Source organism: Sinorhizobium sp. NFACC03 (assembly GCF_900103435.1).
In the GTDB taxonomy this organism is placed as follows: domain Bacteria; phylum Pseudomonadota; class Alphaproteobacteria; order Rhizobiales; family Rhizobiaceae; genus Ensifer.
Genome location: NZ_FMXF01000054.1, coordinates 1 through 23,995 on the forward strand (window position 1 = coordinate 1; position 23,995 = coordinate 23,995).

22 protein-coding genes, 1 tRNA gene and 2 pseudogenes are annotated in these 23,995 nt (G+C 56.9%); 12 read left to right on the plus strand and 13 right to left on the minus strand.

Annotation, left to right across the window (positions count from 1 at the left end):
* On the plus strand, positions 1-300 hold a 300-nt coding region (locus BLU35_RS33250), incomplete at its 5' end, for a transposase (protein WP_176907553.1).
* Between the two features lie 142 nt (positions 301-442).
* Here BLU35_RS33250 and BLU35_RS36515 read toward each other — a convergent pair.
* From BLU35_RS36515 to BLU35_RS33265, 3 genes and pseudogenes are all read right to left on the minus strand, one after another.
* Positions 443-665 (minus strand): annotated as a pseudogene (locus BLU35_RS36515) (IS21 family transposase); the annotation flags it as partial.
* 101 nt (positions 666-766) lie between these two features.
* A complete protein-coding gene (locus BLU35_RS33260; protein WP_093236302.1) occupies positions 767-1,810 on the minus strand; it encodes an SMEK domain-containing protein in 1,044 nt (347 codons plus the stop codon).
* Positions 1,811-1,821: 11 nt separating this feature from the next.
* Complete coding sequence (locus BLU35_RS33265) at positions 1,822-3,417, minus strand: SIR2 family protein (protein WP_093236303.1); 1,596 nt, start codon at positions 3,415-3,417, stop codon at positions 1,822-1,824.
* 493 nt (positions 3,418-3,910) lie between these two features.
* On the opposite strand from BLU35_RS33265, the gene BLU35_RS33270 reads away from it, so the two are divergent.
* The 3 genes from BLU35_RS33270 to BLU35_RS33280 are packed head-to-tail and all read left to right on the plus strand — an operon-like array spanning position 3,911 to position 7,210.
* The gene (locus tag BLU35_RS33270) at positions 3,911-5,071 is read left to right on the plus strand and encodes a hypothetical protein (protein ID WP_093236304.1); all 1,161 of its coding nucleotides are present in this window, start codon (positions 3,911-3,913) and stop codon (positions 5,069-5,071) included.
* A gap of 5 nt (positions 5,072-5,076) precedes the next feature.
* The gene (locus BLU35_RS33275) at positions 5,077-6,510 is read left to right on the plus strand and encodes a S1C family serine protease (RefSeq protein ID WP_093236305.1); all 1,434 of its coding nucleotides are present in this window, start codon (positions 5,077-5,079) and stop codon (positions 6,508-6,510) included.
* Between the two features lie 10 nt (positions 6,511-6,520).
* Complete coding sequence (locus tag BLU35_RS33280; RefSeq protein ID WP_093236306.1) at positions 6,521-7,210, plus strand: papain-like cysteine protease family protein; 690 nt, start codon at positions 6,521-6,523, stop codon at positions 7,208-7,210.
* On the opposite strand, the pseudogene BLU35_RS33285 reads toward BLU35_RS33280, so the two are convergent.
* From BLU35_RS33285 to BLU35_RS33305, 5 genes and pseudogenes are all read right to left on the minus strand, one after another.
* A pseudogene (locus BLU35_RS33285) lies at positions 7,211-7,375 on the minus strand (PGN_0703 family putative restriction endonuclease); the annotation flags it as partial.
* Positions 7,376-7,464: 89 nt separating this feature from the next.
* A complete protein-coding gene (locus BLU35_RS33290) occupies positions 7,465-8,190 on the minus strand; it encodes a DUF2726 domain-containing protein (protein ID WP_093236307.1) in 726 nt (241 codons plus the stop codon).
* Between the two features lie 233 nt (positions 8,191-8,423).
* Positions 8,424-9,479 (minus strand): HTH-type transcriptional regulator GntR, encoded by a 1,056-nt coding sequence (gntR, locus tag BLU35_RS33295; RefSeq protein ID WP_286161715.1) that lies wholly within the window; start codon positions 9,477-9,479, stop codon positions 8,424-8,426.
* A complete protein-coding gene (locus BLU35_RS33300; RefSeq protein ID WP_057251552.1) occupies positions 9,476-9,700 on the minus strand; it encodes a tautomerase family protein in 225 nt (74 codons plus the stop codon). Before BLU35_RS33300 ends, gntR begins: the two co-directional genes overlap by 4 nt.
* Before the next feature lie 15 nt (positions 9,701-9,715).
* Complete coding sequence (locus tag BLU35_RS33305; protein ID WP_093236308.1) at positions 9,716-10,627, minus strand: SMP-30/gluconolactonase/LRE family protein; 912 nt, start codon at positions 10,625-10,627, stop codon at positions 9,716-9,718.
* A gap of 343 nt (positions 10,628-10,970) precedes the next feature.
* Between BLU35_RS33305 and BLU35_RS33310 the strand changes: the two genes are divergently transcribed.
* From BLU35_RS33310 to BLU35_RS33325, 4 genes are all read left to right on the plus strand, one after another.
* The gene (locus BLU35_RS33310; RefSeq protein WP_058329907.1) at positions 10,971-12,095 is read left to right on the plus strand and encodes a sugar ABC transporter substrate-binding protein; all 1,125 of its coding nucleotides are present in this window, start codon (positions 10,971-10,973) and stop codon (positions 12,093-12,095) included.
* A 73-nt stretch (positions 12,096-12,168) separates the two neighbouring features.
* Entirely contained in the window at positions 12,169-13,710 is a 1,542-nt protein-coding gene (locus BLU35_RS33315) for a sugar ABC transporter ATP-binding protein (protein ID WP_093236309.1), read from the plus strand.
* Positions 13,707-14,687: an ABC transporter permease gene (locus BLU35_RS33320; RefSeq protein WP_093236310.1), complete on the plus strand. Its 981-nt coding sequence runs from the start codon at positions 13,707-13,709 to the stop codon at positions 14,685-14,687. The genes BLU35_RS33315 and BLU35_RS33320 overlap by 4 nt, the downstream gene beginning before the upstream one ends.
* An 11-nt stretch (positions 14,688-14,698) precedes the next feature.
* On the plus strand, positions 14,699-15,670 hold the full coding sequence (locus tag BLU35_RS33325; RefSeq protein WP_502688205.1) for an ABC transporter permease: 972 nt from the start codon (positions 14,699-14,701) through the stop codon (positions 15,668-15,670).
* A gap of 567 nt (positions 15,671-16,237) precedes the next feature.
* Here BLU35_RS33325 and BLU35_RS33330 read toward each other — a convergent pair.
* A tRNA-Ile gene (locus BLU35_RS33330) sits at positions 16,238-16,313 on the minus strand.
* A gap of 445 nt (positions 16,314-16,758) precedes the next feature.
* Here BLU35_RS33330 and hxsB point away from each other — a divergent pair.
* Genes hxsB through hxsA form a run of 3 tightly spaced genes read left to right on the plus strand, consistent with a single transcriptional unit; the run spans position 16,759 to position 19,885 of the window.
* Positions 16,759-18,168, plus strand: a complete 1,410-nt coding sequence (gene hxsB, locus BLU35_RS33335) for a His-Xaa-Ser system radical SAM maturase HxsB (RefSeq protein WP_093236312.1) — start codon at positions 16,759-16,761, stop codon at positions 18,166-18,168.
* Positions 18,165-19,253, plus strand: coding sequence for a His-Xaa-Ser system radical SAM maturase HxsC (gene hxsC, locus BLU35_RS33340; RefSeq protein ID WP_093236313.1), 1,089 nt, complete (start codon positions 18,165-18,167; stop codon positions 19,251-19,253). Before hxsB ends, hxsC begins: the two co-directional genes overlap by 4 nt.
* Positions 19,250-19,885 (plus strand): His-Xaa-Ser repeat protein HxsA, encoded by a 636-nt coding sequence (gene hxsA / locus BLU35_RS33345; protein ID WP_093236314.1) that lies wholly within the window; start codon positions 19,250-19,252, stop codon positions 19,883-19,885. The genes hxsC and hxsA overlap by 4 nt, the downstream gene beginning before the upstream one ends.
* A 42-nt stretch (positions 19,886-19,927) precedes the next feature.
* Here the strand turns inward: hxsA and BLU35_RS33350 are convergent, their stop codons facing one another.
* From BLU35_RS33350 to BLU35_RS33360, 3 genes are all read right to left on the minus strand, one after another.
* A complete protein-coding gene (locus BLU35_RS33350) occupies positions 19,928-20,365 on the minus strand; it encodes a hypothetical protein (RefSeq protein ID WP_093236315.1) in 438 nt (145 codons plus the stop codon).
* A gap of 152 nt (positions 20,366-20,517) precedes the next feature.
* Positions 20,518-21,408: a PGN_0703 family putative restriction endonuclease gene (locus tag BLU35_RS33355; protein ID WP_093236316.1), complete on the minus strand. Its 891-nt coding sequence runs from the start codon at positions 21,406-21,408 to the stop codon at positions 20,518-20,520.
* 90 nt (positions 21,409-21,498) lie between these two features.
* Complete coding sequence (locus BLU35_RS33360) at positions 21,499-22,221, minus strand: DUF2726 domain-containing protein (protein ID WP_093236317.1); 723 nt, start codon at positions 22,219-22,221, stop codon at positions 21,499-21,501.
* Positions 22,222-22,861: 640 nt separating this feature from the next.
* On the opposite strand from BLU35_RS33360, the gene BLU35_RS33365 reads away from it, so the two are divergent.
* Entirely contained in the window at positions 22,862-23,440 is a 579-nt protein-coding gene (locus BLU35_RS33365; RefSeq protein ID WP_143033045.1) for a hypothetical protein, read from the plus strand.
* Positions 23,441-23,720: 280 nt separating this feature from the next.
* On the opposite strand, the gene BLU35_RS33370 is transcribed toward BLU35_RS33365, so the two are convergent.
* Positions 23,721-23,995 (minus strand): DDE-type integrase/transposase/recombinase (locus BLU35_RS33370; RefSeq protein ID WP_143033046.1); only part of this gene is annotated, 275 nt, incomplete at its 5' end.

A 23,995-nucleotide genomic window follows, 5' to 3' on the forward strand; every position in this document is an offset into this window, starting at 1 on the left:
GCCCGGCACGTCGATCACGACGCGCACGCTATCCTCATCATGGATCAGGCAGGCTGGCACATGTCCAACAATCTCGTCGTGCCCGAAAACATCACCATCCTGCCATTGCCGCCGAAGTCGCCGGAGCTCAACCCGGTTGAAAACCTCTGGCACTTCATGCGCGACAACTGGCTCTCAAACCGCGTCTTCAAATCCTACGACGACATCGTCGATCATTGCTGCGATGCCTGGCGAAAGCTCGAAAGCCAGCCCTGGCGCATCATGTCTATCGGCCGCAGAGAATGGGCCAATGAGTTTTGATCAGTGAGGGGCCGTATCAGAGCGCCGAGGCGGGCGCCGCTGCCGCCGGAATATCACCGTCGTTGGCTACAAGCGGTCTGCTGGTGCGGACTTCCGTAGAGTTTCAGGGTGCTCATCAGTTCGAGAACCTGTGTGCGTTCCATCAACTTACCCTCCGGAGCCTGTCGTAACGGGCGCGGTCGGCGACCGGCTCATGGGCAAACCGAAGCGCATCCGGGATTTGCAGGGTTGCAGCGGGAGCTGGGTAGAGACTTCGTGCCAGAATGTTGATGATCACTGAGGCCGAGCAGACGCCGTGATCGAGCGCTTCTTTGGCAAGCAGCCTCAACGGCGGCAAGTCCATCAGCAGGGACACACCCGAGTATGGAGTAGCGTCATAATTTTAGAGCTGGCACCGAAGCTTCGATGTTGCCGATGAAGTAATAAAGTGGGCGACAAGATTATTCCAGGCAACGCTTCCAAGAGATTAGAATTCACCGAAATCCAGCGAGACGAACACTTTTTTCGACTCGATACCGTGCTCGGTCATGAATTGATCGAGGTAAACAAGGCCGAATCTGTCCAGCATGTCCGAAGCACTTCCTTCTCTAAGCACGTGGAAGAAACTGCCGTCGCCAGTCTCATGAGGCGCATAAGTTGTAATAAAGCCGGCATCGTTAAGAAGACGAAGGTCCCCCTCTAAGTCTCTATAACGTTCGAGCAAGCGCTCTAGCTTTGTATGAGAGACCTTATACCTATCGGCCGCAGCGCCTCGATGCAGGGTCTTTTCTCGCCGAGTCCACATGTATTCGAAGATCTCGCGTGTGATGCGAGGTAGTTCTTTTAAATCCGCTACGAATGTCTCGACAAACTTTCTCGTCTCGTCCTCTGTCGCTTCCATGTCAGCGTGAAGGAAGGCTGCGAATTTCTTAAGGTCGGACAATCTTTCCCGAGGGATTGCCTCCGCATACTGCTCGATCCCCGTCGCGAAGGTTCCGTCTTCGTTAGGTATTTCCAGCTCGATTTTCACCCGGGCCACCTGCTGTGAGACGAGCTGATGAAGGCCCTGCAGTTTATCCAGAGGCAGATTAACCAGCGCCTTGCAGAGGTCGGTGTAGTCCCAAATGTCTTCAATCTTGAAATTAGCCTTGTCGACCAATTCCTGCTTTAGACCTGTATAGCTTTTCTGCTTTGTCCCTGCGATCATAATGATGATCCGAGGATACAAGCTAATCTGTTCGGTTGTGAGCACTTCCAGCGTATCATTAATCTTTCCAGATCCGCCCTGTGACGTGACTTGGATGCCTATCCCGCGAACGTCATCGATGAGGTCGAGACCAGGGGCGTTGCTACGCCCCTCATTGGCATTTTTCAGGCTGTAATCGTAAACATCGTTGATAATGTCTCTATAAAAGTTCTCAAGTAGCTTTGTAAGATCGGTCATACCGACCTTGTTTCTATTTGCAACCTGACCGCCGATTGAGGCGAGGTCGTCAAGAAGCTGCCCGATAAAATAGCCTGCTGTGATCACCGTTTAGTCCTCTACAGCTCGAAGCCAAAGGCGAGATAGTCGTACATACATGCAAGTTTTTTGAAATATGAACGATAGGATCCCTCCTTCAGCCTGTCAGAGTTGTCTCTCAGGAACTTAGCGAGGACAGCGAGATCAATCTCATTTCTAGGCTGGAATGGTAGCATCAAAGACGCTTTTTCTGGCGTCGTGCGATCAATGATTTCTTGTGTGCTGAGACCTTTGAAATCTCTGTCAAACTGATTGCGGTAGCCATTGGCAGTAAAACCGCGCCCAAGCGTACGGTTCGCGACCAATCTGGCATCAGCGTGTGGGCATGCCTGGAATGCATCTCGATCCGTGATTCCTGCTTCGCGAAGATATCGGAAAGCCGGGATATTGGCATTCGAGAGCTTCTTGAATAACGGGTAGGTCGATTTCAGGATCTCGTTAGCATGATAGTTCGTCTTCTCCAGAAGGATATCGTCGAAGACGTCGTCGACGGTGATGCCTGTGTAGCCGCGGGCAGTCAGGATCTCCTTCTGCTTCTCAGTGACAGACTCTTCGCGCTTCTTGAAGTCTTTGGCGACACCGACGCCTACCACAAATTCGATGTCATCCTTCTCGCCAATGTCATCCAAATCTCGGACGGCCAGTTTGACCTCTGGATCGGTGGACTTTACCAACTCATACATTTGCTCCTTACAATACCGCAAGACCCGGGCAGGGATCTTGCGCTTCGTCGCCTCGACTGCGGCATAGATTCGGGAGAAATCGTTCGTACGGACCAGTGTTACCCGGACCTTGCTCGCTCCTATTGTGATGGTCGCTCCTTCGAAGGCGTCATCCTGTCCACTGTCTGGTCGCTCGACAAAGATTAGGTTGTCTTCGAATTGCTTGAGTTTGTCTCCTCCGACGCACTCGGCAATAGAGCCGATGATGGCCTGGATGTGTGGGTCATTGATCGAGTAACCAAGGAAAATAACGGGGTGCTCGACGAATATCGTAATCAGCTTCGCTGCGAGATATGGGTTCTTTTTCTGAAAATCTTTGTAGTCGTCTTCGGTCAGAATGAGCGACGACGGACGGGACGAGCAACCGTGGATCTTGTAAATTTCAGCAATGGACTGAGGGTTTGAGAAGATTAGCTCCTCCTGGCCGATGAAAACTTTGTAGTCAGGAAACAAATCTTCAAGTAGTAGATCCCAGTTTGTGGTGATAATGCCGTCAACGTTCATCTGTGCCAGCACTTTGATCTCGTCGGCCAGCCCTTTGTCCTTGTATTCGAGGGACAGCCCGCGGAGGTACTTTGCGATTTCGAACTTCAGGGATGCTGACTGCTCTGTGGCTTCTTTGCCGTATTCCTGCTTACTGCCTTCATAATCTGAGTGATCCCACCACATCGGATTGAAGTCCTTCGCGATATGCGAGGCAGTACGGGGCAGGTCTCCATCGGCATTCGACAAATAGAAGCCATAGTCGCGGATATTTTTACAGAACCGAGCAAGCAGATCCGACCAGGTCTCCAACCCGATATACCGCCTTGAGAAACCCGAACCAACGAAAAGGAATGGCGCTGAGCCGCTGGTGTGCAGTGCTTTTGTCAGGCTATCGGTAATATCGACCATGCTACAACTCACGCAAGTAAAAGACGCCGCATCAAACACTACTGAAGACTGATTCGCCTATAGAAACTTGCCACATGTACGACAGGCGCGTTTTCATGTCGCTTAAACTCAGTTCGGGTACCAGTATCTGACGTGAAATGCGGCAGGGCCGCGCGATATCATTCAGGGGAACATCCCCGCTTCTGATGACCGCGCGTATCTCGATGGTTAGCAAAAATCTTAGTGGCAATCATATCAGTCGCGTAGCCGACATTGGTAGGGTGTCGCCGGTTCGTATCAGTTCAAGGCGACGGACACGTCCGGACTGCGTTGCCGTCTCATCCGGATCGTGGCGCCGTAAGCGTCGGCTCCTTATTCTTGTTGGCGGTCCGCTATTGCGTCTTCGCGCACCCCGCTCGCACCTTCACTTAACGCAGTTCTAAATTTGACATTTAGGATATTAACATGCAACTTTTGTGAGAGTAACGTAGCGTTGTGGGCGAGAGGGGATGCTATGCTCAGTAGGCGTGAATTCACAGCCGTTTTGCTGTCGGCCAGTGCGTCGACGTTGCAGCAGTTTCCTGCATTGGCGCAAACGGCCGCTGCGGTGCCCTTTGAAGTTGGCGAAGCGGATTTTGGGCATACATGGGAACTGGTGGAGGGAGACCCGACGATTTTGGTAGCCGCGGGCGACGACCTCCCGGACGGTTACGCAGAAACTTTCGGCAACAGGCTGTTTAACTCGCTTGATGAGTTGAATGCTTTCTTCACTGAGCGAACCGGAACTTATTTCATCGAATTTTTCAATGATAAGGTGGCGGGAAAGGGATACTGGGCCGGAAAGAAGATTCAAGGGTCTAACGTGACCCAAAACTTCAACGCTTACTGGCAATCAGTAATGGCAGACGGCCCACTCAGCCTGATGCAATTCATCGCCTACATGTCGGTCTTTATCAACGAGATCAACGGCAATTTGCGCTCGAGAACGGAGTCCTACGGTTCTCAGGACCACCCTGGAATTTCCTACCTATATGATATCGTGACTATTACATCCCCCGGAGGCCGAAAATGGCGAAAAAAATCGTACAACACCGGCCCCGGTAACTATACCGTCCACCAGCAGCTGAACGAGGCCCTATTCCTAAGGGAGCGCCAAGGTCTCAAGTTCGCCAACGAACTTTCCAATACCAATGACCAAGTGTGGAACGGCACGGCCTATCCGAGGGAGCGCTTTCCCACGAGCGGAAAGATCGAGGACAGCGGCATCATCATTGAAGCCGATTTTTTCAAGTTTCGTGGGCGCGGCCTCATCCAAACCACGTGGCGGGCGAACTATCGCGAGTTGGTGAAGTTCATCCTCGCCAACCCCGAGGCAAGCGACATCATTCGTGACTATGCTACCCGCTGGCAGGGACTGACTGCCGATCAAGCATGCACCGTCAGTAGCGCTTCCGACTGGGACGCGCTGTTTGCAGATCCTGATGCAGTTCTCCTAAAACAGGCCGTGAAATCACACGCGGACTCCGGCAAATACCTCCCTCTCTCTAAGGATTCGGACGCGCTAAACGGTACAGCGAGAGGGTCCCTCATTGCGATGGGCAACGGAATTGGCGGGGGCGGCTACGGCGGTAACCTTAAGTCGCGTGTGCGGCAAATCTGCATGGCTATTGGGTGATACTAATGCGGTGCGTTTCCTTTTCCTGGAGTTTCATTGTCCTCGTCATAGCCATGGTGACAGCGCCAGCTGCCGCGCAGGATCGCGCCGAATGTGTCCAAAAAACGGGCGGGCTTGCGGTGGCGCAGTTAACGTACGAGTTCGTATTAGCGGACGGTAGCAAGGACCATGTCACCGGAAGTGGTTTTGTGATAAAAAGCGATGGGCATATTCTCACCGCCGCCCACGTACTCAGGCCTCCGGCCGTGTACACTTCCCCGGTAGTCAATTCCAAGATCGACGTGAGAGTGGGAAGTCCCTTCGCCACTTCCGTACCCGCGACATTGATTACCAAACAGGATGATCTCGACGTCGCGCTAATCAAAATCCCGGCGATGCCTCAGCCTTGGCCGACAGTTCAGATTGATATGATGCCGGGGGATCATTCAAAGACTTGGTTGTACGCCCTTGGCTATCCCGACGGCTCAGATTTAACCGGCGGGGGACCCGGGAAGGTGACGGCCGCCAACGCGGTGATTGCAAATAAGCCCACGGGTTGGTGGCAGACGGATGTGGATTTGAGGCCCGGCATGAGCGGAGGCCCCGTGTTCAATGACTTCGGCGAAGTGGCTGGGCTCGCCGGAGCGATCCGAGGCGGCAATGGGGGTACGATCAGCTACGTAATTCCGATCAGCACCGCTGCCACGTTAATTCCGTTGGCCGGGTTGACTGACTATACGCCAAGCCAATGCGCAGACGATCCCGCGCCTTTTGTGATGGCCTTTATTAAGGCGGCTACGGAAAACAACTTTGACCCTAAAAACATTTCTCCTCCACTTTATCAAACGATATTAGCTCAGGCCCCATACCCAGTGTTTGCCCAGCTTGGACCCATTGTCAGCACCGAAATCCCTGACAAACGAAGCATTCCGCAAGGAACGTGGTACACGATCAAAGCCACACATCAGAACGGCAAGTCGTTGTGGGTTATTGGCTACAATCGCATAACAAAGCAAATTGACTCCTCTGCTATGACGCCTCAGGTTCAGGCCGCTCTGCCCGTCTGCACGCCAGCCGTCTTGAGAGCATTCAATATCCCTGATACGGCCACGCATGATGGTAATGGAAGCACTGTTGGGCAACTCTCCGAGATATCTGGGAGCATCATCCAAGAGTGCGTTGGCCCGAACAACACTCCGCGGTATCGCTTCCATTTGGCATATGGCTACTACAACGGCTCCGGGACGTGGCGAGGCGACCAGAGCATTACAGTGAATTTTAGATCGGCGCAGGGAGTGAGTTTGCTTGCCAAGAGCTTCCCGCTCGACCGCTCCAAATGCGTGTATGGAGGCCCAGAAAAGAGGTCCGCCGATGCGCCGCTGGAAGGTGGGATCGGCAGTCTCATATCTGACATAAGCCTTCAGATATCTCGTGTGTCAGGCACTCAAACCGGGTGTTGAGGATTACCCCATGGCCAAAAATCTCATTTTGGAGAATGGAGCTATCGCGCGTCGAGGAGTTCTGCTGCAAGGGCTCGGAATGGCGGCGTACTTGGGCATGCCCCGCAGCGCGGCCGCGACGGAGGTATGCAATGCCTCCATATGCGATGCTAGGATCCCATCAACCCAATTCAGGCACCAGGGTCAGCCCGTGAACTCAGTCTGGTGCTGGGCAGCAACGATTTCCATGATTTGCGATTGGCACGGTCGGACTATTTCGCAGCAAGATATCGTACAGCAGTGCTTCGGAGGTATCGTGAATGCGCCCGCCGACCCTTTCACCCTGATCTCGTCTGTGAACAGATCGTACGTCGACGTTAACGGGGATTCGTTTTCAGTTGGTTCGCAAATTTGGTCGGTTTTGCATGGCCTTGCGCAGCTGAACAACTTCGGCATTATCCAACAGCTTTCCCTAGACAAGCCGCTGGTCGTGTGCAACTTGAGCCACATGATGGTGTTGGTCGGCGTTTCCTACCCCCGTGGGACCTATGCAATCACGGAGGCATGGGTAGCTGACCCGGCATTCGTCGGATCTGTTACGCAGGGCATTCCGGGCCTCGCGCCGCTAGCGCCCGGCTTTCGTTATCTCTATCCTGCCGAGCTCGTACCTGTTCCGCTCGGCGGGCAGCTGACATTCGTCGCGGCGCTAGACGTCAGCTGAAAGGCTGACGAACACATCAATTGCAATGGCCTGCGACGAACGCACCTTGTGGGCCTGAATTCGATTGGTTCGATCACGATGCCACGGGAACCCCGTCCAGTCCTCGATTGCTCCATGGCTGGCCGGAAACAGATTTTCGCGAACTGCCTGGAAATCGACCATCATCTCGGGTGCGCCTCAATCCGTCCACGCGAGGCGATGTTTTCTTCCAGTCGGGAAGGCCGGACCGTGTGGGCATTTCTGATAAGATTGCTCTAAGTGGCATTCGGCTTTTCCACCAGTTTCTCGACCAATCGCCTGAGTTCCGACGGCGTGGTTTGGCCAGCTACGACCTCATGGTAGCCGACCCCAGCGCGGCGCAGCGCTTCCTTCTTTACCGCGTCGCGCGCGGCTGCGGCGCCTTGATGATGTGCTCCGCCTTGGTATTCGATGACGTGCCTTGGTTGGCAGTTGCTATCGACGAGCAGCAAGTCCACACGCTTGGAATTGATGCAACGGTAGGCGTCCGCGTCGGTGCTTCGGAGGATCTCGCCCAGGGAAACCTGAGCCATTACTTGCCAGGATGAATTGCAGCCGATCACCATGCTGTCGAGTTCCCGAAATACTCGGGCTTCGCTCTTGTTCAGTAACGGCTGAATGGTGAAATGCGACCGCATCACGATGCGCAGCTGATCCATAGCGTCGACGGGTCTCAATGGCCCCGCTGCGGGCGTTTGAGGCCAAGGCCCGATTACGATGGATTCAACGCTGCGCCTTTCCTCCCAACGTGACCTGTTTCTATCGTGCCAGGCCTGCTTTCTCATCATAGCTAGGAGTTGCTTAATGGCCATACCGATGAGGAGGCCGACAAATAGCGCGGCGATCAGCAGTTCAGGTTGTTCGAAATCGGCAATAATTACACCGCCCGAAGCTCCGCCTGCGGCAACTCCGATGATCAGCCAAGGTGCCGCGAACAGCACCGACCTTTGGCGATAGTGCATGCCCCTCTCCAAATCTCCCGCCAAGATAGTAGAATGCGTGGACGGCCCGCGAAAAGTCACCCAAAGGAATTAGATCTTGCACGAGGCCGAACTCCAATCTTAAGCGCGACTGCGGGCAGTTTACTGCGCCGCTGCACGACGTGTTGCTAGATTGTTCACGTTCTGGGCCAAAAAGATCGCATAATCTATCATCTGGATTGTGCGCTGCGGCCGATCCTTGAGAATGTGCCGTTTCATCGCGCCGTACTTTCGCGAACCTGAAGCTCGAAGCCCAAGTTGACGATCGGCGATTCAATTGGCCGGCCGGCAAGTCGATCCAGCACCATCTGCACCGAGCGCCGGCCGATTTCATAGCGCGGCGTGCGTACGCTGGTGAGCGACGGATAGGCGACGTGCATCATGTCGAGGTCGTTGAAGCCACAGATTGCCATGCTGTGCGGCACGGCGATGCCCGCCCGCTGGCATTCGAACAGCACGCCCATGGCAAGGTCATCATTGTTGCAGAAGACCGCGTCAAGATCGGTGACCTTGGCAAGCGCGTCGGCCAGGAGCGGCCCGCCGAGCGATACGCGTGAATGCGTCAGCGTGGTGGTTACCAGCTTGGGATCAAAGAGCTGAGCGGTCTCCAGAGCCGAGCGGTAACCGGCGAGGCGACGCTGCGAGCGAGGATCCATTCGCGCGCCGATGAAGCCTATACGGCGATATCCAGCCTCGATCAGATGGTTGGTCGCCACCTTGCCGGCATCGAAGTGGGAGAACCCGACCAGCATGTCGACCGGATCGTCGCCATACTCCATGATCTGCACGATAGGGCAATCCGCGCTCTCGAGCAGTTTGCGGGTCGTTTCGGTCTGGTCGATGCCGGACACGATCAGCGCCGATGGCCGCTGGCTCAAAAACATCCGGATCAGGCGTTCCTCTTCCCGGGGCGAATAGTGGGTGTTGCCCATCTGTATCTGCAACGGACCGTCGCCGAGCTCGTCATGGATGCCTCTCACCGTGTCGGCGAAGACGATGTTTGTCAGTGACGGCACGAGAACACCGATCACATCGGCTCGGGAGGAGGCGAGCGCGCGCGCATTGGGGTCGGGCGCATAGCCGAGCTGAACCACCGCCGTATCGATCCCCGCGCGCAGTTCGGCCGAAACCAGCGAGGGATCGCGTAGCGCGCGCGACACGGTAATCGCGGCGACCCCTGCCAGTTTTGCGACGTCGGCTATGGTCGGTCTCCCACTGCCGCGTCGGCTTGCCCTCCGGCTATGGTCTTTGGGAGTGATGTCGTCCTTCACGTCGACTCCTTCTGGCTGCGTGAGCGCAGGGTCCCGACATCGGTGCGGCCGACATACCAGTTCCTTGCGTCCACCTCATCGAAGACGACGGAGATTTCGCGCTCGGACAATCCGGTTGCCTCGGCAATCGCCGCAGTGACCTGGCTGCGGATTGCCGCCTTCTTGGCCGCAGGATCGTCGGCGAGGGTCTCGCGCACGATGGTGATCCGCACGAACGGCATGGCTGGCCTCCTGCCTCAGTCGAGTCTTGCGCCGTTGACCATCAGCCGAACGGCATAAAGCGAGCTGGTCGCGCAGATGTAGAGGATATTTCGCTTAGGCCCGCCGAACACGCAATTGGCGGTGTTTTCCGGCACTCTCACCTTGCCAAGCAAGGTGCCATCCGGGTGGTAGCAATGGATGCCGTCGCGGGCGCTCGTCCAGATCCGCCCTTCGTCGTCCAGGCGGAACCCGTCAAAGAGGCCTACGGTGCAATCGGCAAAGACCCGCCCGCCCGATATCGCGCCCGCCTCGTTCAGATCGAAGACGCGCATATGCGCAGGAAGGTCGGGCCCATGCGTCCGGCCGGTGTCGACGACGTAGAGCTTTTTTTCGTCAAGCGAAAAGGCGAGGCCATTCGGCCGCACCATGTCAGTAATGACGGCCGCAACTGCGTCCGTCGCCGGGTCGACACGATAGACGTAGCAGGCGCCGATTTCGCTTTCGGCCTTGTGGCCCTCGTAATCGGACTCGATGCCGTAGGCGGGATCGGTGAACCAGATCGACCCGTCTGATCGCACGACGACGTCGTTCGGCGAGTTGAGCCGCTTGCCGTTCCAGCGATCGGCGACGGTGGTGATGCTCCCGTCATGTTCGGTGCGGCTGACACGGCGGCCACCGTGCTCACAGGTCACCAGACGGCCATGCCGGTCGGTGGTATTGCCGTTCGCGAAGTTCGACGGTTGGCGAAAGATGCTCACATGCCCGTCGGTTTCGTCATAACGCAGCATCCGGTCATTGGGAATATCCGACCAGACCAGATAGCGCCCGGCGGCGAAATAGGCCGGCCCTTCGGCCCAGCGACACCCCGTATAGAGCTGTTCCACTCGGGCGCTGTGGTTGACCAGGCTGGCAAAGCGCTGGTCAACGATCTCGAAATCCTCGGCCATGGGTACGCCTCATGCGGCAACGATCGCACTCTGACTGCGGATCGCATGATAGCGCTATCATCACGGAAGGGAATAGCCTTCCTGCATAAGTCGCCGAATTTCACTTGAAAATTGGGGATTTCGGTCCTCGGTAATCCGCAAATGTTACTTTACAATTTTGTGTGGTAGCGCTACCTAATTAAGAGACAGGGGTGTTTTTGGGAGGAGACCACAGCGCCTCGTCAATGGTGAAAGCAGGCATCCAGCGTTGCCGGTGCCAGAGAAGTTCGTGCCGTTCCGGGGGAAGGAGTTCCCTCTCGAACCGGAGAACAAATCAGTGGCGCGCCAATGGGAGGAAATGTCGATGATGAAGTCACTCGCTGGCGGCATCGTTGCTGCCACTGCCTTTTTCATGTTGGGATCGGCCGCCTACGCGGAGCCGGAAGTGGTTTCAGGGCCCGCGGCGGAGCCGGAATGTTTCGCGCCCTGGTCGGCAGACACCAAATTCTTCAAGTTTCCGAAAAAGGAAGGCCCGTACCGCATCGCGCTTGCCAACGGCTACATCGCCAATACCTGGCGTATCCAGATGGTGCAGACGGCAAAGGCCTATGCTGCCCAGCCCGACGTCGCGGCGAAGCTGAAGGAGTTCAAGGTCGTTTCGACGGGTGAGGACGTGCCCGCCCAAATCTCGGCGATCAACAACTTCATCGATTCCGGCTATGACGCCATCGTCGTCAACGCCCAGAACCCGACGGCATTTGCGCCCGTCATCAAGCGGGCGAAGGAAGCCGGCGTGGTGCTGGTTGCCTTCGACAATATCCTCGACACCCAGGACGCGATCAACGTCAACGTCGACCAGAAGGGGCTCGGCCAATTGTGGGGCGAATGGCTCGTCAAACACCTGCCGAACGGCGGCAAGGTACTCGAGGTGCGCGGTGTGGCCGGCACTTCGGTCGACACCGATCGGCACAACGGCATCCATGAGAGACTCCAGGCGTCGGGCAAGAACTTCGAGGTCATTGAGGTCGTGGGCAAATGGGATGACGGGGTGGCCCAGAAGGTGACGGCGGATGCGATCGCCACCAGCGGTCCCTTCGACGGCATTACCGGCCAGGGCGGCGATACCGGCATTGTCCAGGCGATGATCGACGCCAAACATCCGTTCGTGCCGTTTGGCGGCGAAACCGAAAACGGGTTTCGCAAGTTCTGTGCAGCACATGCCGCAGACGGCCTGAAATGCTCGTCGGCTGGAACCGGACCCGCACAGGTGGCCGTTGCCATCAAGACGGCGATCGCCGCGCTCGAGGGACAGGTGGTGCCGCAGTCGGTCAAGTTGCCGTTGGCCATTGTCGAAGATCCGAATTTCAAGGAGGGCCAGGATTACTTCCAGTCCGAATCCGACAATTTCTTCGTCGGTAATTCCTTCCCTACCTGCGGGATCAATTTCTCCGCCCAGGAAATCATGAAGCAGAGCAAGGAAAACCAGTAGGTCGATCAGGAACGGGCATCGCACAGCCAGCCGTGCGGTGCCCGTCGTCCGTAACGGTTTCCCGGAGAGCGCAATGGAAAATGGCGGACCGCTCTTTTGCATGGAGGGGATATCGAAGCGCTATGGTGGGGTTCGCGCGCTTGAGAATGCCGCGCTGTCGGTCAGGGCAGGGCGCATCCACGCCGTACTCGGCGAGAACGGCGCCGGAAAGTCGACGCTCATCAAGATCATGGCCGGCGTCGTGGCTGCGGACGAGGGCCAGATGACGCTCGACGGACAGCCGGTGAAATTCGCTTCGCCGGCTGCCGCCAACGCCGCCGGGATCGCCTGCGTCTTCCAGGAGTTGTCGTTGATCCCAGAACTCAGCGTTGCTGACAATATCGTCATTTCCAATCCGCCGACGCGGTTCGGCATGATCGACCGCAAGGCCCAGAGGCGCCTAGCAGAGGAGGCGCTGGCGCGCGCCGGTGCCGTCGACATCCATCCTCTGGCGCTGGTCAAGGATCTGCCGCTGTCGCGCAAGCAGATCGTCGAGATCGCCAAGGCACTGGCCCGCAAGCCGCGCATCCTCATCCTCGACGAGGCGACATCGGCGCTGACGGCGGCCGACGTGTCGAAGGTTTTTGCCGTACTAAAGCGTTTACGTGCGGAAGGGCTGGCGCTCGTCTACATCTCGCATCGCATGAACGAGATTGCGGAACTTGCGGACGACTGCACGGTGTTTCGCAACGGCAGCAAGGTTGCGAGCTACGCGGCGGGCACGAGGAGCGATGCGGAGGTCATCGAGATGATGATCGGCCGCGAGTATCACAGCGTCTATCCTCCCAAGCCCGGCCGGCTTGCACAGATTGCGCCTGTGCTTGAAACACGAAATCTGTCCTGGGCGGATCGCCTTCACGACATCTCGTTTTCGCTTCGCTCGGGTGAGATAGTCGGTCTCGGTGGGCTGGACGGGCAAGGGCAGCGCGATCTCCTTCTGGCGTTATTCGGGGTCCTGCGCGGGTTGCGCGGCACGGTTCTCGTCGACGGCAGCCCGATCAGCATCGGCAGCCCTGCGCAGGCGCGCCGGCACGGCATCGGTATGGCGCTCATCCCCGAGGACCGCAAGACCGAGGGGCTGATGCTGCCGATGACGGTGCGCGACAATCTTTCGCTTGCGTCGCTCGATCGGCTGACGCGCGGCGGGATCATCGACAGGGCGAAAGAGGAGAGCGCCATCAATCAGCTGATGACTCTACTCGCCATCAAGGCAGGTAATATTGACGCACCCGTCGGTGCCCTTTCGGGCGGCAACCAGCAGAAGGTCGTCATCGCGAAATGGCTGATGCGGCAGCCGCGCATCATTCTGCTGAACGATCCCACGCGCGGCATCGATGTGGGAACCAAGCAGGAGATCTACCTCTTGCTGCGGCGCCTTGCGGACGAGGGCGCGGCCATCCTGTTCTATTCGACCGACTATGCCGAACTCATCGGCTGCTGCGACCGGGTCCTCGTGCTTTATGACGGAACGGTGAAACGGGAACTGGCAGGAGCAGAGATAACGGAGCGCGCCCTGATAGCGAGCGCACTCAACATTCCGTCTGCAGAACCAACCCAGCGGGAGCCGGCACAATGAAGGACTGGGAATACCGACTGGCGGAGCACCGGGGCACGTTGACGGCGCTGGCGATCTTCGTGGTCATGTTCATCATCTACACCGCGAACCATCCGGCTGGTTTCACGGCCAATGTCATCCAGACGGCGGCCAACAAGGGGGTGCTGCTCGCCTTCGTCGCGATGGCGCAAACCATGGTCGTGATCACAGCAGGCATCGACCTCTCCGTCGGCATGATCTTCCTGCTCACCAACTGCCTGGCCTCGTGGCTAGTCGTGGGCTCGCCGCTCGAGACGGCCTTCGGCGTCCTCGTCGTCCTGGCCGTGGGGGCGTTGTGCGGGGCGACCAACGGCGCCATCGTGATATACGGGCGTCTGCAGCCGATCGTGGCGACGATCGCAACGGGCGCGGTCTATTTCGGTGTCGCCCTGTTGTTGCGACCTTTTCCGGGAGGTTCCGTTAACGAGGGTCTGGCGGACGCCATGACGGGACGGATATTCGGAGTCGTCCCGGCGAGCCTCGCGGCACTCGCGGCGGTGGTTGTGCTGATATGGGTGCCCTTCAGCCGGTCGGTCTATGGCCGGGCGGCCTATGCTGTCGGTTCTTCCGAAACGGCGGCCTACATGTCTGGCATGCCGATCCGGCGCGGCAAGCTGCTTGCCTATACGCTTTCGGGCCTGGTGGCCGCCCTCGGCGGGCTGTTTCTCACTTTTTTCACGTATACCGGTGACGCGGCTTTCGCCAGCGGTAACGCCTACACGCTGTTCTCGATTGCCGCAGTGGTGCTGGGGGGCGTTTCGCTGTTTGGCGGCAAGGGCAGCGCCATCGGTGCCGTCTTTGGTGCGCTGGCGTTCCGCACGATCGGCGACCTTTTGTTCGTTTTCGATCTCGACCCGCTCTGGCAACCGCTGTTCCAGGGGCTGATCCTGCTTGCGGCCATCAGCCTCGGCGCTCTGGCCCTTTTCCGGGTGCGCAATAGATTGGAGTGGTTCCTGTGAGCGAGACGGCGATGACGCACGTAAACGGACGCAAGCCGAACTTCCTGCGCAAGCTCGATCCGGCGGTGGTCACCGCGTTCGGCTGCATCCTGCTGCTGCTTGTCCTTGGCAGCTTCTATTCGCGCAGCTTCCTGTCACCGGAGTATCTGCTGCAGCAATTGAAGGTGGCATCCTTCCTCGGCATCATCGCCACCGGCATGATGCTTGTCATCCTGCTCGGGCAGATCGACCTTTCCGTACCGTGGACCGTTGCAACGGGCGCCATGATGGCCTGCGCGGCTGCCGCCTACGGTCCGGTCGGCACTGCTCTTGCAGTCCCTTTCGGAATCCTTTGCGGGATCGGCATCGGGCTCGTCAACGGCGTCGGGGTGGCATATCTGCGCATACCCTCGATGATCGTGACGCTGGCGACGAATGCCGTCGCTCAAGGGGTGATGGTGGTCTACACAGGCGGGTTCTCGCCGCAGGATTCCGCCACCGCGGCCATGCGCTATCTCTCCACCGGCGCCTTGATCCCCGGCATCCCGAATGTCGTCTTCATCTGGGGGCTGGTCGGCACGGCGATGGTCTTCCTGCTGCGCCGGACGGGCTTCGGGCGGGCCGTCTACGGCATAGGCAATCGCGAGCGTGCGGCCTATCTTTCCGGGATCAATACCCGCCGCATCGTCATGACCGCCTTTGCCGCCTCGGGCGGGCTCTCGGCCTTTGGCGGAGTTCTGCTTGCAGGTTATGCCTCCAAGGCCGCGCAATCCATGGGCGACGCCTACCTTCTTCCTGCCATAGCGGCGGTGGTGCTCGGCGGCACCTCGATCCTCGGCGGACGGGGATCCTATCTCGGCACGGTCGCCGGCGTCATCCTCATCACGCTGCTGCAATCGATCCTTTCCGTCACGCAGATGCCCGAGGCCGGTCGCCAGATCATCTACGGCGTGGTGATCATACTCATGCTCCTGCTCTATGGTCGCGCACCAGCAAGCCGGTAAGCCATCGAGGAGCAAAGGAGCGTTCGACGCATGGGTCCTTTTCTGTTCTAGAATGCTTTACTGACAATCTGCGCTGCGACTGTAACGACTAGAGCGGCAAGCGTGACCGCGGCACTGTAGCGCGCAACTTTCATGCGGCGCTCTCGTGCTCCCGTCCATTCATAGCCCATCAGTCGCCTCCCTGCCGTGCGCAGTGCTCGCCATCCTGAATGAATGTTTTGGCGGCAAGGTCCCGAGCTCAAAACCCGGCGAACAAAAGAGTCGTGCTAGTCGGGCAGAGCCTGGGTGGACTAAATGTCCCCGGCCTGCCACAAGACTTCGAGGACGCGATTGCCGTTATCTTTAGAACGGGGTCGGGCGACCGATTGACGTCACGTTGCTGCCGCGAGATCACGCTGGCCGTCCTTCCATTTATCAGCACCCGAAACCGGTCGGAATCAGCGGCCAATGGCGGGGCGATGGCTTCTTTCGGGGCTCAAAGCGGCGACTCTACCGCACTTCGGATTGACGCCCAAGAAAGATCAATCGGACGAGACCCGTGGGCGAGGACCTTCGATCCTAAGGGCATGGTGGGCCCGGCAGGACTCGAACCTGCAACCAATCGGTTATGAGCCGACGGCTCTAACCATTGAGCTACAGGCCCGTAGGAAAGGTTCTAAGGACAGCGCGGTCATTGATCAACGGCTATTCGGATCTTTCGTATGGAATGCCGCCGCTCTGAGTAGGCCGGTCGACCGTGCACAACAATTGGCTTACATAGCAAAGCGCTTGCGCGAATGCTGCACTTGCTACAGCTTGTAGACGTTTGCTGCTGGGGGGCTGGCGATGGGGGAACGATCTGGACGACGATGTTGCCGCGTAACCGTTGGACCGGAGTTCCGCGCCTACGTCAACGATGCCGTCGGCCGCTTTAGGTATTTGTACCCGTCGGTTGAAATAGAGATTGGCGAAGATGCGATACTGGTCACTGATGCCGACATCGACCTGGCCGAGTTAGCCCGAGATTTCCACTTCACGCTTTGTCGACAGAAGATCTATGCAGAGACCCTACCACTGCGAAGAGCTCTCATCGAGGGTGTGATGCACAGATGACAGTCTTTCCTTTGAAGTTTCGCGCCGTTACCGGGCGCGAACTGGTTTTCGCAGATGATGCAGGCGGGTATTTCAAGAGCGACCAGGCATTCCTGGAGCGCTACGTGGCGAACGAACTCAATTCCGGCGACGCGCGGTTCCTCCATGAAAACGGTCATTCCTTCGGAGAAGTAGATGACCTGACTTACACCAGCTTCGCCTTTCGATGGGCCAACCGACTCCACGCGCTGGCTGAACTGGATTATGTCATCCTGGTTCCGACGCTGCGGTGCAATCTCGCCTGCGGCTATTGTCAGGTCTCTCGCGTCAACGAGAACACGCCCGGATTCGATTGGGACGAGCGAACGCTCGCCGCCGTATTTCGATTTTTCGACGGGCTGACGACCACACGCCTGAAGGTCGAATTTCAAGGAGGTGAGCCGCTCCTCAAACTGGACGTGCTGCAGAGGGTTAGGGAGTTTTGCCGCCATCGGTTTGCCGAGACCGAATTTGTTGTCTGCACGAATCTTCAGGCAGTGAACGACGAGGCTTGGTCGTTCTTGTCGGCGTCGGATACGTTCATCAGCACGTCCCTGGATGCCAATCCCCAAACGCACGAGCTTCAAAGGACGATAGTTCCCGAGAAAACAGACCAGTTCTTTGAGAACCTTCGTTGGGCCGTCGATGCATTCGGAGCAACCAAGGTCTCAGCCCTTCCCACTCTCGACGTCCGAAATTTGCCGACGCCAACCTCCGTAATCGAGAGCTTCACCGCTTTTGGCCTACGGTCGATCTTCCTGCGGCCGGTAAATTACCAAGGGTTTGCTCGCAAACGCTACGCGGCCAAGGACACCACGAGCGCCTGGAATGCCTATCATTCGGCCTTCGTGGACGCGCTCATAGATTACAATTGGACTGCAGCGGAGCCGGTTGAGGAGTACTATTTCGTCCACTGCCTGCGACGAGTGCTTCGGTCGGGACACAATGGACATGTCGATCTCAGGAACCCGAATATTCTTGGGCACAGCTACCTTGTTGTCGATTACGACGGCACCCTCTATCCGACTGATGAAGCCAGAATGGTTACGCGCATCGGCCAGTTCGATCTTTCGATGGGCAACATCCATACCGGTCTAAACAGGTCGACAATCGACACGCTCAACGACGAGGCTTCCAATAATTTCCACCCTGACTGCATCCACTGCCCTTATCAGGCTTACTGCGGAGTGGACTTGGTAGACGACCTGTCGCGCTATGGTCGCGTCGACATGCCGAAGCATCTAACGGACTTCTGCCAGCGGCACCTGCACATTTTCGACAAGGTCTTCGAACTGATCTATTCGACTGACCCAAAGGCGCGAAAGTCCTTGGCATTGTGGGCAGGAATGCCGGAGTACGAGCCTTCGCTGGCCAGGGTTCATCGATGATCGACCTCCGTCTAAAAGTCGATCCATTGCCCATCGTCGAGCCGTTGGTCCTGCGGCTATGCGAAACCGATCGCGCCGACCCTTCCGAACACGACGCTCATCTCATCCGGCGGGAGCTCCAGCATCGCGAATATGAATATTTGGGGTTTTCAGTCGTAATCCATGCCACCTCCGACATGCCGCTCGATGGTGATGTGCTGATGGTTCTGCCGGGGCAGGCGAGTGCACATAGGCTCATCCGAGCTTCGTCGCAGCACAACACACTCTTGGTGACGGAACAGTGTGACCAGCTGTGTGTGATGTGCTCGCAGCCGCCTAAGAAGCATCACGCCGATCTCTTTGACCAGTTCGCGATCGCGGTCAGACTTGCTCCATCAGGAGCATATATCGGGATATCGGGTGGGGAGCCGCTGCTCCACAAGGATCGGCTATTCGCATTTCTGGCGACCGCTGCTTCCGCTCGCCGCGATCTGCGGTTCCACATTTTGACCAACGCGCAGCATTTTGAGCCAAGTGATGTAAGCCGCTTGGATGCAATCGGTCTTGAGCGCGTTCTTTGGGGAATTCCTCTCTATTCGTCTGAAGCCGACCTGCACGACCACATCGTGGGTAAACCAGGCGCCTTTCAACGACTAGAGCAGAGCCTGGCACTATTAATGCGCGCTGGTGCATCGGTGGAATTGCGGACTGTAGTAACGCAGCAGAATTGGGAGAACTTGCGAGATTTGGCAAACTACGTCGTCAACCGGACGCCGTTCGTTTCTGTTTGGGCGCTGATGCAACTCGAGCGTATGGGCTACGGTCGGATGAACTGGAACAGAACCTTCCGGGACACGTCATCAGACTTCACGATGATCAGATCGGCGATCAATCTTGCCGCAGCCAGGGGCATAGCCGTTTCGCTCTTTAACTTCCCGCTTTGCTCTGTTCCGGAACCATATCGCCAATTCGCGCCCTCGACGATTTCTGACTGGAAACGAAAATATCTCGACTTCTGCGACGATTGCTCCGTCCGTGCAGCTTGTGGTGGGTTCTTCGAGTGGTATAGTCACAGCGAGGGGTTTAGTAAGCTGGGGCGAATATGAAGAAGGGTTTGTTTCTTATACCGTCATTTTTGGCCGCGGGCTTCTTGCCGTCCAAGTCTGACGCGGCGCCACCCGGTGGTCTGGTAAGCAAGGAGCCTGCACCCAAGTCAATCTTCGAACGCCTTCGGCTCAACCACGTTTATACCCTTGCGGGACATAGGTCCCATTCAAGTCACCGGTCTCACTCCAGTCATTCGAGCCACCGATCATCGAGTGGTGGCGGGTATGTAACGAGAAGCTCGCCAGTGTATGAACCGGCGCCTGTATTGCCGCGGCAAAACTATCAGACTCAACCAAACACGTATCAGGTGATGCCGAGCACCAATCAAGCGGGCACTTATCCGGCGACGGCTAACACAACGCGGACCGATACCGATTGGACGTACTATCCTCCCGTGCCGGAAACGACGGAAACAAAGGTGCTCCCGGGAAACTCGGACAAGTTTCGACAAATCGTCATCCAGGTCCAGAATGCATTGAGCCTCTACGGCTATTACCAAGGTGAAATCGACGGCAGGATCGGTGCGCAGTCCAAGGTGGCGTTGTCGAAGATGCAGGAGGACTATGGTCTGAAGGTCACTGGCACGATTACGCCAGAGGTCCTCAATGCATTGAATATCCGAGCCTACTGAGGTTTGACCTTCCGCGACTTGGCGTCGTGCTTCTCAACGTGTTCACCATCCCCCAGGCTTCGAGGAGGCGCTTCTCCTACCGCAACGGTTGCCTCGGGCGTCTCGGTGCCACTCGTATTGGCAATTCCCGGGATAGGCGGGATAGGCAGGATAGTAGCCACCACCGCAGTCATTGTTCGCGCAGACGGCGATGGCAGTTCCCACCAATGCCACGGCGACAACGGCGGCCGCAGCTTGGTTCTCCTGCTGAACCATGTTGACGCACTCGATCGGTTCAATGCGGCGCCGGGCCAACTCGCCGGTGAGTTCCTGCGTAAAGGCTAGATCGGTATTTGTTATGAACGTCCGACAGAGCGCGGACTTGGTCACCCGCGCCGGATCTTTGCGGAATTCTGCTTGCGTTGTTGTGCAACTCGATAAGGCAAACGCCAGCGCCACGGCTAGGCTAAGCCGCGAAAAAATAACAGATTTCAATTTCATTCCCCCAATTCCCTAGGGGATCATGTCACAACTTATCGAAGAGTCGAGTCTGCAACTCTAAATTAGCGTTGCCGCTTAGATTGTCGGTTAACATGCGAGGGGAGCGCAATTTGCGATGCAGGATTGGACGGCTTAAAGAGGAAGAGTCAATCCTAGTTCGGGAGCACGGAAGTTGAGGATCGTGTCGACACTGAGCGCGATGCCGCCTTTGCGATCTTCTGATCGACCCAAGCAGAAAGGCCGCTCCAGAGTTCTTGGTCGAGGCCGACCTGGCGCGCGATCTCAATCATCTGCTGGTAGGAGATGGGCGTGATCGCCCCTTGGCCGGTGAGACCGGGATCCACCAGACCTCGCTGTGCCTTGCGCGCCGTCGGAAAGCTTGGGTGGTCGGCAAAGGCCGCGAGGGCTGCCGCTTGGAGGTTGCGGTGCTCACCTATCGCTGCCGCCAGCACGGCGTTACGCATCCACTGATAGGTGTCTCCCTTAAAGGGGCAGGGCGTATGATCGACGCCTGGATCGAGTTCGAAGACCTTTGGGATGTATTCCCAGTAGCGAATGCCCTTGCCTGTGAGCGCACAGTGCGCGCGCACACCGTTCCGCGGGTTGATTTGGTCGGCGTAGCCTCCATTGCATTGTCGCTCGCCCGAGGACAATGCCGCCGTCTGGCTGCACTGACCTCCGGGTTCGGTAAACTTACATTCGATGACGAGCGCGGCTTTTGAGCCGACCGCGAGTGCATCGACCTGCGTGGGCCTGGGTTCTCCCAGAAGCCGATCGGTATCAGTCCACTCGAGCGTTACTGCCCATGGGCCACCCGGTGCCACTCCCACACGCTCGGCGATGGCGTCGAAAATGCGGTCGCGATCTGTGCTTGTCTTGAGTGTGCCGAACACATCGATCGCGATGGCTTGCGACGAATGCACCTTGTGGGCGTGAATGCGGTTGGTCCGATCACGATGCCAGGGGAATGTCTTCCAGTCCTCGATCGCTCCGTGGCTGGCCGGGAACAGGTTTCCGCGCACTGCCTCGAAATCGGAGATCATCTCGCAGTGCTTCTCATTGCTGTCAAACAAGGTGATGCCTCTCTCGGATGGAATTGACTCTGCCGTGCAGGCATCTGAGATGAGGGCGCGTTAGGTGACACTCGGCTTTTCCACCAGCTTCTCGACCAATCGCCTGAGTTCCGACGGCGTCGTTTGGCCAGCCACCACCTCATGGTAGCCAATCCCAGCGCGGCGCAACGCTTCCTTCTTTACCGCGTCGCGCGCGGCCGCGGCGCCTTGATGATGTGCTCCGCCCTGGTATTCGATGACGTGCCGCGGTTGGCAATGGCTATCTACGAGCAGCAAGTCGACACGTTTGGAATTGATGCATCCGTAGGCGTCTGCGTCGGTGCTTCGGAGGATCTCGCCCAATGAAACCTGAGCCATTACTTGCCAGGAAGAATTACAGCCGATCACCATGCTGTCGAGTTCCCGAAACACACGGGCCTCGCTCTTCAGCAACGGTTGGATGGTGAAATGCGAGCGCATTACGATGCGCAACTGATCCGCGGCGTCGACCGGTCGCAATTGCTCCGCAACTGGCGTCTGTACCCAAGGCCCCTGCATGATGCGGTCGTTGCTGCGCCTCACCTCCCAGCGTGACCTGTTTTTCTCTTGCCACGCCTTTTTTCTCATCGTGGCTAGAAGTTGCTCAAGGGCCATGCCGACGAGGAGGCCGACAGACAGCGCGGCGATCAGCAGTTCAGGCTTTTCGAAGTCCGCAACGGTTATACCGCCCGAAACGCCTACTGCGGCAACTCCGATGATCAGCCAAGGTGCTGCGAACAGCACCGACCTTTGCCGATAGTGCATGCCCCTCTCCACATCTCCCGCCAAGATAGTAGAACGCGTGAACGGTGCGCGAAAAGTCACCCAAAAGCATTAGAGGTCTTGCACGAGGCCGAATTCGAATTCCGATGTCGCTCGCGCGACAGCGGTTTAGGCGCCGCTGCACGGCGTGTTGCTAGGTTGTTCACGTTCTGGGCCAAGAAGATCGCATAATGTATCGACGGGAACAAAGCTTGGCACTGAAGCGAGATGTCCCATCGGTGAGGCTCGGGCTGGTGCCCCAGACCAAAGCGACACGAGAGATAAAGCAATCTCGACGACTCTACCTTCGAGGATCCAGGGTTCAAGATCTGGGAACGGATCAACGCTGGTACGTTCTCAAGAGGGTTGAAAGCTTGCGCGCTTGATTTCCAGACTCCTTTATGCGGGCAAAATCTTATCCAATGGCGTGGCGTCAATGCAGCCGCGGCGTACGCTTTTCGCGCGATGCCTTTATTTGTCGCCTATTGCAAGTTTCACGAATTTTGAAATATTACACGCATTGGCGTTGTTCAAGTTGAGTGACCTTACGAGACAGTGAGCCCTGATTTCACAAGGATTTGGGCGCGATCTGATCCGAAATTGCAAGCTCTCCGTTGCGCATCACTTACTAAGGGGGGCCTCGTTGAGTACCAGTGATAAACCATTGCTTTTAAGTCTTGCAGACGACGTGGAGAGCAAGAATTTTAGGGCAGTTTACAGCTTGCTGTTTAATTTCTCATTTCTATTTCTTCTCGCAATTTATGGTGCATCCTTACTTATCCCTCGAGATATCTTCGTAGGGTCTGTACTGGAAAAGGCCTCCATGGCGTTTCCCAAATACCAAATTGAACATTTTTATTTTCTAGAATATCCGCCAGAGGATATTTCTTATTACTTCTCCATTTCGATGATATTCTACATTCTTACTTCTTGCAGCATAATTTTTGCTGGTCGATGGCTTTACAAGGAGTCCTATAAGTACCCGTTTACATATAAGCAGAAGTCACAAATTTCGTCGGGCCAACTTATTCGTCCCGCAGTTGTTCTGCTAGCTCTACTGATTTTAGTTCCACTTCCTGTTGGAATAGATCTTCCGAAGGCTGAACTCATACGCAACCCGATCACGGTGCAATTGTTCAATCTGGTGCTTCAAAGCGGATTCATAACGGTATCTGTCGCAGCTATCGTTTGCATCGCAAGATTTCGCGCCTCTCAAGCTTAACGTTTCATCACACTAATTTAGGGAACTCGCCATGACGCGAGAAACTGCTTCAAAACCCGCCGAAATCGGGCTGCCAGACTGGCTGAGCGTAACTTTGGATTCGATCTTCACGGCAAAAACGATCAACCTCATGCAGGCCGCCGGACCTGCGTGGAGAGGATTGATTGGATTTACTCCAGTACCGGCTGCAAATGCAATCGACCTCATCGATGTCATTGACGCTTACAAGGGCGATGTCACGTTGTTTAACCCGAAGCCAGAAGGGCATTTGCCAGCGAACTTACGCCGTTGCGCCGGTCACAGCTTTCCACTGCGCCAATGCGCGGATGCGATGAATGTGGGTGGCAAGGGCGGAGCGTTTCTGATGCGGCGGTACGAAAACATTTCTGACTGCGGAAAAGACCGCGATGAAACGTTGCAAGAAGCCGACCGATCGAAATCGCTGCATTATCCGCTCTCGTTTTCGAAGCGGCACATGAGAATTCTCCGCGCGATTGTTCAGGCCTTTATGTGATCGATGTTCGACGCCGGGCATCAAATCCCGTCTTGCCGATT